Origin of the sequence: Paeniglutamicibacter sp. NPDC091659, from assembly GCF_044756805.1 — a bacterium.
Classification (GTDB): Bacteria; Actinomycetota; Actinomycetes; order Actinomycetales; family Micrococcaceae; genus Paeniglutamicibacter.
In genome coordinates, this window is the sequence record NZ_JBIVTO010000011.1 from 67569 (window position 1) to 81303 (window position 13735).

Genomic DNA, 13735 nt, shown 5'->3' on the forward strand with positions numbered 1-13735 from the left:
CATTCTCTTAGCGGTTTGTTTTCTCTTCCGGCGCTGCGGGAGAGCTCTTGGCGGAGTCCATCACCAGGCTCTCCAAATACACCACGAGGGTGCGGACCGTGGACCCGGTGCCCTGCACCGGGGTGTAGCCGTAGGCGGTGCCGCTGTTGAACGCCGGGCCCGCGATATCCAGGTGCGCCCAGGGAATTTGTTCGCCTTCCGCGTTCTTGCCCACGAATTCCTGCAGGAACACCGCTGCGGTAAGCATGTCTCCGTGGTTTCCGGCGCAGCTCGCAATGTCGGCCACATGGGAATCGAGGGTCGCGCGGAGTTCCTCCGGCAGGGGCATCGGCCAAATCGGTTCGCCCGCGCTGTCGGCGGCGGACTTCAAGGCAGCTGTGAGAATATCCGAACCCATGACGGCAGCCGTGCGGGTACCCAACGCGATCATCTGGGCCCCGGTCAGGGTGGCGACGTCGATGATCGCGTCCGGCTTTTCAACACTCGCGGCTGCTATCCCATCGGCCAGGACCAAGCGCCCCTCTGCATCGGTGTCGATGACCTCCACCGTCTTGCCGCCGTGGATTGTCAAGACATCACCAGGCCGCTGGGCGCTGCCGGAAGGCATGTTTTCCGCGATACAGAGCCACGCAGTCGTCTTGACGGGCAGGCCCAGAGCCGCGGCGGCCAGCACGGTATTCAACACGACGGCGGCACCCGCCATATCGCTTTTCATCTCGGTCATGCCGAGTGCGGGCTTGATACACATACCACCGGAATCAAATGTAATGCCCTTGCCCACAAGGGCGACCGACTTCCTTGCCGTCGCCGGCGAGTATTCCACCTTGACCAATCGCGGTTGGTGGCCGGATCCCCGGCCTACGCCTAGGATGCCGCCGAAGCCATCCTCCTCAAGGCGCTTTGCGTCCCACACCGTGATCGTGACCGGAAGTCCTGCGGCGAGTTCCTTGGCTGCCTCGACGAAGGATTCCGGGTACAAGCAACTAGGCGGCCGGTTGACCAACGTGCGGGTGTCGTTTACTGCCTTGCCGACCACCCCGGCTCGTTCCAGGAGGAGCCGGGCTTCGCCGGGGTCGATGCCGGCGTGGATCCGGACGTTGGCCACCGGGGCCTTGAAGCCCTTGTTGTCGGTGCGGTACCCGGTGTACGAGTATGCGCCCAGGGCGGCGCCTTCGGCGACTGCCGCGACGTCGGCGGGGGATGCCGTTGGAAGGGCCAGCGTGACCGACTCAAGCCCGGCGAGCTGGCGGATGGCCGAACCAGATGCCCGACGCAGGCCTTCTTGGGTCACCGAGGCGCCCGCGGCAACTTTCCCGACTCCCGCAAGAACCAAGAGATTGTGGCCGGTTTCGGGAAGGCCCGGAAGCCGGTGAACCTGGTCAACCGTTCCCGTGGCTCCGAGTGCTTCCAACGAATCGCCCAAGACCGTGGCATATTCGGCGTCCAGCGGGTTGGCCAGCAGCACAGGCCCGTCGGTGCTCTGGGCGACACCGATAACGAGCGCATCGCTGGGTGGTTCTTTTTGGCCGTTGGCGATGACTGTGAGGACGGTGTCAATGGATTCGGCCATGTGGAGGCGTGCTCTTTTCTTTCACTCTTGCTTCAGGAAGCGAAACGGAACGTTGAGGTGTGGGTGGAGCTTTCTTGAAAGTGGTTTCACCGGTTAAGCGGCGCGCCAGGAACATTGCGAGTGAATGCCTCGAATGCCACTGCTGGTGGTTGCCGAAGTTGCGGTGCCGCGAAGTGAACCGCTGGCATGCACTGTTTAGACGCCTGGATGACGGCACCGCCCCGGGTTCGGTGCCGGGAACATGACGCGCACAGGTAGCCCTGCCACTTGAGACGGGAAATGTACGGTGCAACCGGCATCTTGCTCTGTACCGGCGGGAAGAAGTTGATGCTTTCAGCAGACCCTTTTGGTCGGACGCCGGCACCGTAACGAAAACAATAAGTGAAACTCGGTCTTTTGACAAGCATTTTTTGGTCGCTTGGGTTGGAGTTACTCCTGATTGGCGAGTGCGACGCGGCAGGCAAGCTGGAGCGCAAACCGGGTATCCGGATCAGCGAGGTTCATGCCGAGGGACTCGGCCGTCTTGTTGATGCGGTAGGCAACGGCATTCGGGTGGAGATGTAGGCGCGCGGCGGCTGCCTTCAGTGAACCTCGCTCCTCAAGCCACGCATTCAGGGTCTCGATCGACGCGGCGCGGTTGCTCATTCCGTCCAGGGGTTTGAGGATTTCGCTGGCAATCCGGCTCGCGGTGACGCTGGCCCGGACCTCGGAGATCAGGCGTTGGACCCCCGAAGCATCGAAGGATACGGCCGACCGGGTGTTGCGTTCGATGGCTGCGGAATTCGAGGCGCTTCGGGCCTCGAACATCGAGGTGCGGATGCCAGCGGGACCGACGTGTTCGGTGCCGAGGCCCCAGAACAGCGTGGGTGTCGCGAGCGACTGAATCGCTTGTTGAACGCCGAAGTTCACTTCGCTTGAGGTCAGCCGTTTGTGGTCACGGCTGGTAATGATCATTCCGAAGCCCGTTTCGATCCGCGTGGAATGCACCTCAACGCGCATGCTGGCGAATGCGTTTTCAAGTGCGGATTGCGCGTGGCGGAAGTCGAGGTCCCTGATGACCGGATCTTCCACCTCGGAATGGATGGCGAGGGCTATGTGGAATCCATCGACGTCGATCGACAACTGCCGTGCCATCGCGGCGTAGTGGTCGATTGACGCCGAATCGGTGACGATCAGCGCAGTCAGCGCACGGGAGCGTTCTTCCTGGAGGGCATACTCGAGCTGGTTCTTGAGCAGATGCTGTGTGCTGATGGCGTTGACGAGGGCCGGCAGCACGATCTGGGTCTCGACGGTTTGCACGGCATCGCTGCCGGTTCCGACATAGCCAATAGCGAAGCCATTAACGAGCACCGCGGTGCCTTGGGTTGGGGACGGGCCATAGGCGAGTGACTCGCCAATCAGCGATCCCACCTCGGCGGCAAGGCCGGTCGGGTCGCCGTCACCTTGATCCATCCAGGCGCTCACCCGGTTGAGGGCAAGCGACACGCGGGAAAGAGTGTTCGCAGGCCCTCCCGACACGCTCAAGTTGAGCGTGGTGACCAGATCCCCGAGGTCCACGGATGCCGGACAGCCCAGCACCGCAACGTCGTAACGGAGTGTCACCCGTTGGAGACGCGGCTGGGCCTGTACCAGACCCTGAAGCAGAACCGCGAGGACGCCCCGCTCGGAGACGCGCTTGATGAGCACGTCCAGGCCCGAGGAGTCCTGCCGGGTGAACAACCCGGAGGGAACGATCACTAGGGATTTCTCCGGTACCCGCTGCAACATCTCGAGGTCTTGGAGAATGACGATGCGTTTGATTTCGTCCCGCGGCACGTCTGAGAGCGCATCCGGTGCTAGGAGGGTGACGGCATGATGCGCGGTGAGTCCGGCGAGGTCCTGAACTGTAGGCATTTGCCAAATTTAGCGCATGAACACAAAATCGATCACGAATATCGTGCCAAGGGCACAAATATCCGTGTGACCCATTGCATACTATTGGGGAATGCAAACTCGACTTCAGTCCATAAATGAATCAGACGTCGTCGACCTCGCCTTCGGTTGCGCACTCCTTGGCACCGGCGGCGGAGGCTCGGTCGGCGGGTCTGCTCTCCAACTGGCCCATTCCATCCGTGAGCACGGTCCGGTGCCGGTCGTCCAGCTCGCTGATCTTCCGCCCGAAGGGCTCATCATGCCACTGTCAGGGGTAGGCGCACCGACGGTGTCCTACGAAATGCTCAGCAATGGCAGCGAAGCGGCCCTGATCCGGGCCGCGGTCGAGAAGGAATTCGGTTCCGAAGCCGTCGCGGTCATCGCCTCCGAAATCGGCGGCGGAAACGGCGTCGAGGCAGTCATGTGGGCCTCGAGACTAGGCCTGCCCATCGTTGACGCAGACGGAATGGGCCGCGCCTTTCCGGAGGTCCAGATGGTCTCGTTCCAGGTCATGGGCGCGGAGGCCACACCGTTGATCATGGCAGATTTCCAAGGGAACGTCGCCACGTTCCGTCCGACGAACGGCAAATGGTCAGAACCACTGGCCCGTGCATTCTCGGTGGCCTGCGGCGGAAGCGCCCTGATGGCTGACTACACCATGACCGCCGCAGAGATGACCGGAAAGGTCGTCCTCAACTCGATATCCAGCGCCGTCGCCACCGGCCGCGCCGCACGACTCGCAGCCGACCCTGTGCGGGCAATCCAGTCCGGGTTCGACGCCTTCCATCTCATTTCCGGCAAGGTGACGGAGCTGGACCGCCGCACCGGCGGCGGTTTCGTTCGGGGCAGTTTCATCATTGCCGGCCTCGGTGCAGACAAAGGGCGCGCGGTCCGGGTCGAGATCCAAAACGAAAACCTCGTTGCCACCGAAGGAAACCGGGTGCTGGCCATGGTTCCGGACCTGATCACGCTTGTCGACAGCCAGACCGGCCATGCCATCGCGACCGAAGAGCTTATGCACGGGATGCGTCTGTCCGTGCTCGGGTGGCCCTCGGATCCCCTGTGGCGCACCGAACGCGGAATCCAGACGGCAGGGCCGCGCGCGTTCGGATACGACCTTGACTACACACCCATTGAGGAGCTTAACCGTGTCTAAACCCAAAGACCTGCGCATCGGAATCGATGTCGGCGGAACGAACACAGATGCCGTTGTCATGGATGAGCAGGACCGCATCGTCGCCCGCACCAAGCAGGCGACGTCCAGGGATGTCACCGCCGGCATGCAAGCTGCGTTGACCACGCTCATTGGCGAACTCGGTGACGATGCCGAGCGCATCGGCCGGGTCATGCTGGGAACCACCCACGCCACCAATGCCATCCTCGAGCGCCGTGCGCTGGGTAAGGTCGGAGTGATCCGGTTGGGCGCTCCCGCGACGATGTCGCTCAGCCCGATGGAGTCCTGGCCGATCGCCCTCCGCGACACTGTCAGCGTCGGCTGGACGATTCTGCGCGGCGGGCACTACATCGATGGCCGTCGGATCTCCGAACTCGACGAAGCAGGAATCGCCGAGTTCGTGGAATCGGTGCGCGACACCGCCGATGCGATCGCCATCACCGCGGTGTTCAGCCCCGCCTCCAATGAAGACGAACTGCGTGCTGCGGAGATCGTGCGCGGGATCCTCGGGCGCGACTTCCCGATTTCGATGAGCCACGACATCGGCAGCCTTGGCATCGTTGAGCGTGAAAGCGCCACCATCCTGAACGCGGCGCTCTTCGGGGTGGCCGGGCAGGTCGTGCGGGCCCTGGACGACGTGCTTTTGGAGGCGCGGCTGGACGTCGAAACCTACTTCGCACAGAATGACGGAACTCTGATGGCGACGGAATTCGCCGAGCAGTTTCCCATTCTCACCATCGGCTCCGGGCCGGCGAACTCGTTGCGTGGGGCGGCCTACCTCAGCGGGGAACCCGACGCCATCGTCGTAGACGTTGGCGGCACCTCGAGTGACCTTGGCGTGCTCGTGGGCGGCTTTCCACGGGAATCCGCCGCAGCCGTCGAAATCGGCGGCGTCCACACCAACTTCCGTATGCCGGACATTCTGGCCATCGCGCTGGGCGGTGGGACGATAGTCGCCGGAACCCCCGAGGAACCAGTCATCGGCCCGCAGTCGGTCGGCTACCGCGTCTCCACCGAAGCGCTGGTCTTCGGGGGCTCCACCCCGACGCTGTCGGATGCCGGAAACGCCGCCGGCCTTGCGAGCTTTGGCACCCACCCGATCGGGAACTCACACCGGGAACTCCTCCAAGCCGCGATCGGGTGCATCGAGGAGATGTTCGTGGACGCCGTCGACAGGGTCTCACTTGGACGCACGACCCTGCCGCTCGTCGCCGTTGGCGGAGGCGCCTACCTGGTGCCGGAGAAGCTCGCCGGAGTGACCTCGGTCCTCCGCCCGGCCAACGGAGACGTGGCGAACGCCGTCGGAGCAGCCATTGCCTGGGTGAGCGGTCGCAGCGACGGAATCCACGCGCAGGGCGGCGATTTCAAGGAATCCCTGCAGGCCTCCTACGACGAAGCGATCCAACGCGCGATATCCGCCGGAGCCGACCCGGAACGGGTCGAAATCGTCGAACACATCGAAATTCCGCTGGCCTATCTCACCTCACCCGCAGTGCGGGTGCGCGTCAAGGCGGCCGGTCCGCTGCGCAAGCTCGGAGTCGCGCACAGCGTAGGCCAGCGGGCCGAACATAGCTCGGTCTAAGCCCGCCCGCCTGCCGGTCGCAGCACATCCCCAGCCCAGAGAACAAGCAAGGAGATCATAGTGAAACGTGCCATCAAGGCGATCGGAGTTGCCGTTGCCATGTCATTGGCCCTCACCGCATGTGGAGGAGGCGCCGTCAAGCAGGCGGCCCCGGTCAATGACACCTTTGTCATCGCGCCGACATTGGCGGTAGTGACCGAGCTCGACCCGGGGATCTCCAGCTCCAACGAGATCATCGCCATGCAGAACGTTTATGAGTCATTGACCCGATACAACCCGGACACCAAAGAAGCGGAGCCATTGCTTGCTACCGGGTGGAAGTCGTCCAAAGACGGTCTAACGTGGATTTTCACGCTTCGGGAGGGAGTCAAGTTCCATACCGGACGCGCCGTGGACGCCACAGCGGTCAAGGAATCCCTGGACCGCAACCGATTGGCCAAGACCGGAGGTTCCTTTATCTGGGACGCGGTCAAGGAGATCGCAGCCACCGACCCCCAGACCGTGACATTTTCACTGTCATATCCTGCGGCCATCCCGCTTATCGCATCGGCTGGATACTCGAGTTACATCTACGACGCGCAGGCGGCTGGCCCCGAGAACCTTACGACTTGGTTCAACTCGGGCAAGGACGCTGGCACCGGTCCATACATGATCACGTCCTGGGAGAAAGGCGCGGAGATTGAGCTGAAACTCGCAGCGTTTGACGGATATTGGTCAGGATGGGAAGGGAAACACTTCAAGAACATCGAGTTTCGGGTGACACCCGACGCCAACACCGCCTGGCAATTGCTGCAGAACGGAGAAGTCGACTACGTGCACGGGCTCACCCCCCAACTCTTCCAGCAGGCCAAGAAGACCTCGAGCGTGCAGACTTCCGATCAACCGACGTTCCAAAACCTCGGCGTATTCTTCAACACCGCGGCCGGTCCCACCTCGGACGTGAAGGTCCGCAAGGCGCTCCAGCTGGCAATCGACTACAACGGACTGGTCTCCACGCTCAGCGGCGCCGGGGTAGCGGCCTCCGGCATGGTGCCTGAAGGACTGCTGGGCTACGCCCAAGGGCTTGAAGGTAGGACGAACCTCGACGAAGCCGCGGCCCTCCTGAAGGAAGCCGGATATGGTCCGGGGGGCAAACCGCTGAAGCTCACCATGACCTATGCGCAGGGCAACGACGACCAAGCTAAGCTCGCCACGTTGCTCGTCTCGGCAATGCAGACACTGGGCGGAACGATCAAGGCGACCCCCATGGATTGGAATGCCCAGTGGGAGCTCGGCAAGAGCCGCGACGCCGAAGCCCGGCAAAACATCTTCGTCATGAACTGGTACCCGTACTACCCGGATGCGTATTCGTGGTTCTTTGACCTGTTCCACAGCCAGAAAGACTTGTCTTTCAACATGAGCTATGAGGAGGACCCCGACCTTGACGCGGCCATCGAAGTGATGCCGCGGCTGGCCGCGACCGATCCGGCCAAGGCCCAGGAAGCATATGCCGCGCTGCAGAAGACTATCCTGAACGACAAGGCACTTGCGGCGTTCCCGTACGTGGAGACGGGACAACGAGTGCTCTCTGACAGGGTTGATGGATTCGTTGACAACCCCGCCTACTCACAGGTGGTCCATGTCTACAACACCCGAGTCGTGGACTGACCGATGCTTCGTTTCATCCTCAACAGGATAGGGCAATCGGTGTTCGTCGTCGCGGGTGTGGTGCTGTTGACATTCGTGATCGTGAGGCTGGTACCGGGCGACCCGGCAGTCTCCTACGCAGGACCGAGGGCGACCCCGGAACAGCTCGCCGCGGCGAGGGAGAAACTCGGACTCGACGGGTCGATGTTGACCCAGCTGCAGCGCTACCTGTCGGATTTGTTCAGTGGCGATCTGGGCTTGAGCATCCACACCCGCCAACCGGTGATCGACGACCTGGCGCGTTTCGTTCCCGCATCGATCGAACTGGTGCTCTTCGCCATGCTCATCGCCGTTCCCGTCGGCCTGGCGCTGGGCCGGTTCGCTGCCCGGCACCAGGGCAAGGCCGGCGACCTGGCCATGCGCATCACGACGGTGCTTGCCGTCTCGTTCCCGGCATTTTGGCTGGGACTCCTGCTCCAGACGCTGTTTGCCAGTCGCTTGGGCTGGTTCCCCATCGCGGGCGAGTACACAGTCTCGCTGGATTCGACTTCGCCGTTGCACATCTGGACGAACATCACCATTGTCGACGCGGCGCTCACTGGCAACTGGCCGGTGTTTGTGAGCACGTTGCAGCATCTGGTGCTGCCGGGGCTGGTTGTTGCTGCCTACCCGATCGGTGCTATCGCACAGCTGACCCGGGCGGGGCTTACCGATGAACTGGGGCAGGACCACATCCGCACGGTTCGGGCGCTCGGCTTCTCGTCGCGGGAGGTGGTCGGTCGTTTTGCCATGCGGCCGGTGCTCTCGCCCGTGTTGACCCTGGTCGCGCTGACCTTTGCCTACTCGATCGTGAACGCGTTCATCGTGGAGTCCATCTTCAACTGGCCGGGCGTCGGACGCTACACCACGAGCGCGATCCAGGCCCTCGATACCCCCGCGATCGCCGGGGTGACCCTGGTGATCGCGATCATCTACGTCAATATCAACCTGGTCGTGGACATCGCCCAGGCTTTCATCGATCCCCGGGTGCGTGTGAAATGACAGTCTCACTACATGAAAAGCGGGTTCCCGCCGTGGCCCGCCTGATCCGGGTTGTTCCCGGCGACCTTCTCTCGCGGATCGCCGTCACCGTGCTGGGACTCATCTTCATTGCCGCGTTGTTCGCCCCATGGGTGACTCCGTTCCCGGCCGATGCAACCGGGGCGACCCATCCGCTCGAGGCGCTCCAAGCGCCAAATGCCCGGCACTGGTTCGGAACCGATGGCGTGGGCCGGGACATCTTGACCAGGGTCGTCTTTGGCGCACGCACCTCGCTGGTGGTCGTCGCCGCGGTGTTGGTCTCGGCGGTCCTCGTCGGGACCATGGCCGGGGTCGTCGCCGGGTACGTCGGCGGTATCGTACGCGACACGATCATGCGGATCACGGATATCTTCTTGGCGTTCCCGGCCATGCTGCTTTCGCTGGCACTCGCGCTGGTGCTGCCCCGGGGCATCCCCACGCTCATCATCTGCGTTGCGGTCACTTGGTGGCCTTGGTATGCCCGCCTGGCAGCCTCGACGGCAGCCTCGATCGGCCGGCGCGGCTATATCGACTCGGCCAAGACACTCGGTGTCCCTGGCCCGAAGATCGTATTGCGGCACGTGCTTCCGAATTCGCTCACCCCGGTGATGGTCCAAGCTTCCCTCGATGCCGGGGGCATCATCCTGGTAATCGCAACCCTCTCCTACCTGGGGCTGGGCGTCTCGGAACCCACTGCGGAATGGGGACTCATGGTCCAACAGGGGCAGTCGCTGATCACTACCAACTGGTGGGTTGTCACTTTCCCCGCACTGGCGATCCTCGTCACCGCGTTCTGTTTCAACGTGCTTGGCGAAGGCCTGCGTGTCTCGCTCGACCCTAGGCGGGCCGGAAAATGAGCGCGGTGCTGCTGAGCGTGCGCGATCTTTCGGTCACTTATGGCGAACGCCGAGTGTCCTTCATACCGGAGATCACCGTGGAAGCAGGTGAATGCGTCGCCATTGTCGGGGAGTCCGGTTCCGGCAAGACCTCTGCATTGCTTGCGTTGCTGGGCCTCCAGCCGGGGGCCCACGTCACCGGGTCCGTCAACATGTTCGACGTGGTCGATGTCCTCGACGACCCCGCGAGGATCAGCGGCTTGCTGGGGCGGAAGGTCGCACTGGTTTCCCAGAGCCCGATTTCCGCGCTCAACCCCACCATGCGGATCGGTAAGTTTGCCGAGGCCGTGCTGCGCAAGCACGGCCGCACCAAGGCCCAGGCCCGCGAGCAGGTCGTCGAGGCGCTTGCGGCCGTCGCATTGAACGAAAGTGTCCTGCGCCGCTACCCACACCAAATCTCCGGCGGGCAGGCGCAACGTTTTGCTATCGCCCTGGCCCTGTCCCTGGGCGTGGAACTCATCGTCGCCGACGAACCCACCAGTGCCCTGGATGTCACGGTGCAGGCGGACATCGTCACCCTGCTGGAGTCGCTGCGCCGTGACCGTGGACTGGGAATGCTAATCGTCAGCCACGACATCGCACTGGTCTCGGGATTCGCCGACCACGTCATTGTCATGAAGGACGGGGAAGTCGTCGAATCGGGAACCGTGCACGAGGTGATCGGATCCCCAACGACCGACTACGCACGGGCCCTGATCGATGCCGTTCCCCACCTCGATAGGAGTGTCTTATGAGCGAGAGCCAAATCCCGCTGCTTCATGTGTCCGATGTGACGCTGGCCTACGGACGAACGGTCATCGTTGACCGGGTGAAGTTCTCCATTCCAGATGGTCCGTCCGGAATGGCCCTCATCGGGGAAAGCGGCTCGGGCAAATCGACGATCGCCCGTGCAGTGCTCGGACTGCTCCCGATCAAATCGGGCAGCATCAGAGTCGCGGGCAAGGACGTCGCACGCATGTCGCGGGCCGAGCGCAAGACCTACCGTTCCACCCTGCAGCCGGTCTTTCAAGACGGCACCGAAGTGCTCGACCCCCGGATGACGATTCGGTCATGCCTCAGGGAAGCTTTGGGCGTGGTTGGACGTGAGCAACACGACGATCTTGTCGCCGACCTGCTGGTCGACGTGGGGTTGGGCCCGGAGCTCATGGCGCGCCATCCGCACGAGCTTTCCGGCGGGCAACGCCAGCGCGTCGCAATTGCGCGGGCACTGGCGACCCGGCCCAGGCTGCTGGTGCTCGACGAACCGACTAGTGCACTGGATGTCACGGTGCAGGCCAAGGTGCTGGACCTTTTTGAACGGCTCCAAGCCGAACACTCGCTTTCGTTCCTCCTTATTACGCACAACCTGTCAATCGTCGACAGGTTGTGCGATGAGGCAGCGGTCATCTCCCAGGGGCGGATCGTCGAGCATGGGAGCACGGAGTCGGTGCTGCACGATCCACAGCACGCTTACACGAAGAAGTTGATCTCTTCGATCCCGCGGCTTGCGGCGGCGTACTAGCCGTCAAGCTCGCACACTTGCAACGCCCACCAGAGAGTAGAGGAATACCGTGAACGAACTCAATGCCCCTATCGAGGCACACTACGATTCCGTTGTCGTCGGCGGAGGCCACAACGGCCTCACAGCGGCGGCATACCTGGCAAACGCCGGGAAGAAGGTGATCGTGCTCGAGCGCCTGGAATCGACGGGAGGGGCCGCCGTCAGCGCTGTCGCCTTCGACGGGATCGATGCCCGGCTCTCGCGTTATTCCTACCTGGTCAGCCTGCTGCCGCAGAAGATCATCGATGACCTTGGACTGGACATTTCCCTTGCCCGCCGACGTTACTCGTCGTACACACCGGTTCCGGGTGCCGACGACGGTGCAGGACTGCTGATCGACCGCCACGATGCCGCGGCGACGGAGGCCTCGTTTGCTCGAGTGGGCGCGGGAGCGGATGCCGAGGTCTTTTCCGCATTCTACGCCGACACCACGCGGGTGGCCGAGGCGCTCTGGCCCACTGTGACGGATCCCTTGGTAACCCGCAGCCAGGCGAAGGCTCTTGTCGGCGATGACGAACTCTGGGACGCGCTTTTCGAAAAACCGATCGGCGAACTCATCGAATCTCGGCTGTCGAACGACTTGGTGCGCGGTGTCGCGGCGACGGACGCCTTCATCGGAACGTTCGCCACCGCAAGCGATTCATCGCTGCAACAGAACAAGTGTTTCGTCTACCACGTCATCGGCGGAGGCACCGGAGACTGGGACGTGCCCGTGGGCGGCATGGGTCATGTGACAAACGAGCTGGCCCGTGCGGCTTCAGTGGCCGGTGCCAAGATCCTCACCGGTGCGGAAGTCACCGGGATCGATCCCGACGGGTCCGTCTCGTTTGAACGGAATGGTGAAGCCGTCACTGTGACGGGTCGCCATGTGCTGTCCAACGTCACGCCGGCGTTGCTCGAGAAGCTACTTGGCGGTCACGGTGCTCCGATCAAACGTCCGGAAGGGGCCCAGGTAAAGGTGAACCTGTTGCTGAGCCGGTTGCCGAAGCTGCGGGACCCCGACATTGCCCCCGAAGCGGCGTTCGGAGGCACCTTCCATATCAACGAGACGTACAGCCAGCTGCAGGAAGCTTACGACGAAGCCGCGACCGGAGCCGTGCCGGCCATGCTGCCGTGCGAAATCTACTGCCACTCGCTTACTGATCCGAGCATCCTGGGCCCGGAGCTGGCTGCAAGCGGAGCACAGACCCTCACGGTGTTCGGGCTGCATGCGCCGGATCGTTTCGTGACTGCCGAAAACAACGACGAGCGGCGCGATGCGCTGCAGCAGGCAGTCCTGGACTCACTGAACTCGGTGTTGGGCGAACCGATCGAGGACGTGTTGATGAGGGACGCGAACGGTCGACCGTGCATTGAGACCAAGACGACGCTGGATCTGGAGCATGCACTGAACATGACTGGCGGAAACATCTTCCACGGCCCGCTCAGCTGGCCGTTTGTCGAGGACGATGAGGCTCTTGCCAGCCCCGCCGAACGCTGGGGTGTCAGCACCCGCCACGAACGTATCTTGGTATGTGGGGCCGGAGCCCGGCGTGGCGGCGCAGTGAGCGGCATTGGCGGGCACAACGCGGCCATGGCCGTGCTAGAGGCGGACACCCCGGACGGAGGATTTTCCGACTAGTCGATTGCTGGTCCGTCAGGCGCACCGCCCTCGCATCAATGAGCGGGAAACTTCATCGCTAGTGCAGCTCGCCAGCGATGGCAATGCCCTCGATTCTCCGAAGTCTGCGGCTTGACCAAACGTATTTGTACTGCGCTCGGGCGGGGCCTCAAACATCCTGGTTGGGGCCCCGTGGTTGTCGGTTACTGTTTTTCCGGTTCCGCCCAGTCCTGTGCGGCGGCGATTTCATCTGCGCAAGGGAAAGCCTGTTGCTCCGCGGGAGGCAGCATCTCGTAGGAGTAGGAATAGGTGGACACGGCCACGGGCTAGTTGGAATAGTTCAGGGCGTACCGCGCGGTGTGTTTGTTGCGGTGCCGCAGATCAGGATCCCACGGCGGGTGCATGGGCGGTGGTGTGGAGCTTGCCATCGACCAGAGCAAGTAGAACTGGAGTTGGCCGCCGTCTTGGGTGCCCTGTTCTCCCGTTCCGGCGCCGAAGGACTGATCGACCGGGAGGAAGCCGGTGGATTCCACGGTCAACAGTGCGCTCCAGTATGGCACCAACCTCCCTTGCCACGCAGGGGGAACTGTCGAATTGCAAGAACCTGCTTGTTCAGCCCCGGACCACGCCGTTGGCCGGCGGTCGGCCGTTAACCTGCGACAAGGACGCCTGCAAGCGGCGCACCGTGGTCGAATGCAGCTTCAATGCCCTCAAGCAATGGAGGTCGATGGCCACCCGCTACGACAAGCTCGCGCTGACCTGCCGACCCGCAATCGT

The 13735-nt window shown here is 62.9% G+C and carries 11 protein-coding genes; 8 read left to right on the forward strand and 3 right to left on the reverse strand.

Going from position 1 to position 13735, the window contains the following annotated elements; translation table 11 throughout:
- Positions 1-7 precede the first annotated feature (7 nt).
- The gene (locus ACIQLF_RS17805) at positions 8-1570 is read right to left on the reverse strand and encodes a leucyl aminopeptidase (RefSeq protein ID WP_400301342.1); all 1563 of its coding nucleotides are present in this window, start codon (positions 1568-1570) and stop codon (positions 8-10) included.
- 429 nt (positions 1571-1999) lie between these two features.
- Complete coding sequence (locus ACIQLF_RS17810; protein WP_400301345.1) at positions 2000-3463, reverse strand: PucR family transcriptional regulator; 1464 nt, start codon at positions 3461-3463, stop codon at positions 2000-2002.
- Positions 3464-3554: 91 nt separating this feature from the next.
- Here ACIQLF_RS17810 and ACIQLF_RS17815 point away from each other — a divergent pair, with 91 nt between their 5' ends.
- The 8 genes from ACIQLF_RS17815 to ACIQLF_RS17850 are packed head-to-tail and all read left to right on the forward strand — an operon-like array spanning position 3555 to position 12979.
- Positions 3555-4637 carry a DUF917 domain-containing protein gene (locus ACIQLF_RS17815; RefSeq protein WP_400301348.1) on the forward strand — a complete coding sequence of 361 codons (1083 nt, stop codon included), beginning with the start codon at positions 3555-3557 and terminating at the stop codon, positions 4635-4637.
- The gene (locus tag ACIQLF_RS17820; protein WP_400301350.1) at positions 4630-6237 is read left to right on the forward strand and encodes a hydantoinase/oxoprolinase N-terminal domain-containing protein; all 1608 of its coding nucleotides are present in this window, start codon (positions 4630-4632) and stop codon (positions 6235-6237) included. The genes ACIQLF_RS17815 and ACIQLF_RS17820 overlap by 8 nt, the downstream gene beginning before the upstream one ends.
- Positions 6238-6297: 60 nt before the next feature.
- Entirely contained in the window at positions 6298-7884 is a 1587-nt protein-coding gene (locus tag ACIQLF_RS17825; protein WP_400301352.1) for an ABC transporter substrate-binding protein, read from the forward strand.
- A 3-nt stretch (positions 7885-7887) separates the two neighbouring features.
- Positions 7888-8904: an ABC transporter permease gene (locus ACIQLF_RS17830; protein WP_400301355.1), complete on the forward strand. Its 1017-nt coding sequence runs from the start codon at positions 7888-7890 to the stop codon at positions 8902-8904.
- Positions 8901-9779: an ABC transporter permease gene (locus tag ACIQLF_RS17835; RefSeq protein ID WP_400301358.1), complete on the forward strand. Its 879-nt coding sequence runs from the start codon at positions 8901-8903 to the stop codon at positions 9777-9779. The genes ACIQLF_RS17830 and ACIQLF_RS17835 overlap by 4 nt, the downstream gene beginning before the upstream one ends.
- A complete protein-coding gene (locus ACIQLF_RS17840) occupies positions 9776-10552 on the forward strand; it encodes an ABC transporter ATP-binding protein (protein WP_400301360.1) in 777 nt (258 codons plus the stop codon). The genes ACIQLF_RS17835 and ACIQLF_RS17840 overlap by 4 nt, the downstream gene beginning before the upstream one ends.
- The gene (locus tag ACIQLF_RS17845) at positions 10549-11319 is read left to right on the forward strand and encodes an ABC transporter ATP-binding protein (protein ID WP_400301362.1); all 771 of its coding nucleotides are present in this window, start codon (positions 10549-10551) and stop codon (positions 11317-11319) included. The genes ACIQLF_RS17840 and ACIQLF_RS17845 overlap by 4 nt, the downstream gene beginning before the upstream one ends.
- 49 nt (positions 11320-11368) lie before the next feature.
- Entirely contained in the window at positions 11369-12979 is a 1611-nt protein-coding gene (locus ACIQLF_RS17850) for a phytoene desaturase family protein (protein WP_400301365.1), read from the forward strand.
- 305 nt (positions 12980-13284) lie between these two features.
- Here ACIQLF_RS17850 and ACIQLF_RS17855 read toward each other — a convergent pair whose 3' ends face one another.
- Positions 13285-13518, reverse strand: a complete 234-nt coding sequence (locus ACIQLF_RS17855; RefSeq protein ID WP_400301368.1) for a hypothetical protein — start codon at positions 13516-13518, stop codon at positions 13285-13287.
- Positions 13519-13735 lie beyond the last annotated feature (217 nt).

Excerpts from the sequence above, each read along its gene's own strand:
- ACIQLF_RS17805 (WP_400301342.1), bottom strand. The coding sequence starts at position 1,570 with ATGGCCGAATCCATTGACACCGTCCTCACAGTCATCGCCAACGGCCAA.
- ACIQLF_RS17810 (WP_400301345.1), bottom strand. The coding sequence starts at position 3,463 with ATGCCTACAGTTCAGGACCTCGCCGGACTCACCGCGCATCATGCCGTC.
- ACIQLF_RS17815 (WP_400301348.1), top strand. The coding sequence starts at position 3,555 with ATGCAAACTCGACTTCAGTCCATAAATGAATCAGACGTCGTCGACCTC.
- ACIQLF_RS17830 (WP_400301355.1), top strand. The coding sequence starts at position 7,888 with ATGCTTCGTTTCATCCTCAACAGGATAGGGCAATCGGTGTTCGTCGTC.
- ACIQLF_RS17835 (WP_400301358.1), top strand. The coding sequence starts at position 8,901 with ATGACAGTCTCACTACATGAAAAGCGGGTTCCCGCCGTGGCCCGCCTG.
- ACIQLF_RS17840 (WP_400301360.1), top strand. The coding sequence starts at position 9,776 with ATGAGCGCGGTGCTGCTGAGCGTGCGCGATCTTTCGGTCACTTATGGC.
- ACIQLF_RS17845 (WP_400301362.1), top strand. The coding sequence starts at position 10,549 with ATGAGCGAGAGCCAAATCCCGCTGCTTCATGTGTCCGATGTGACGCTG.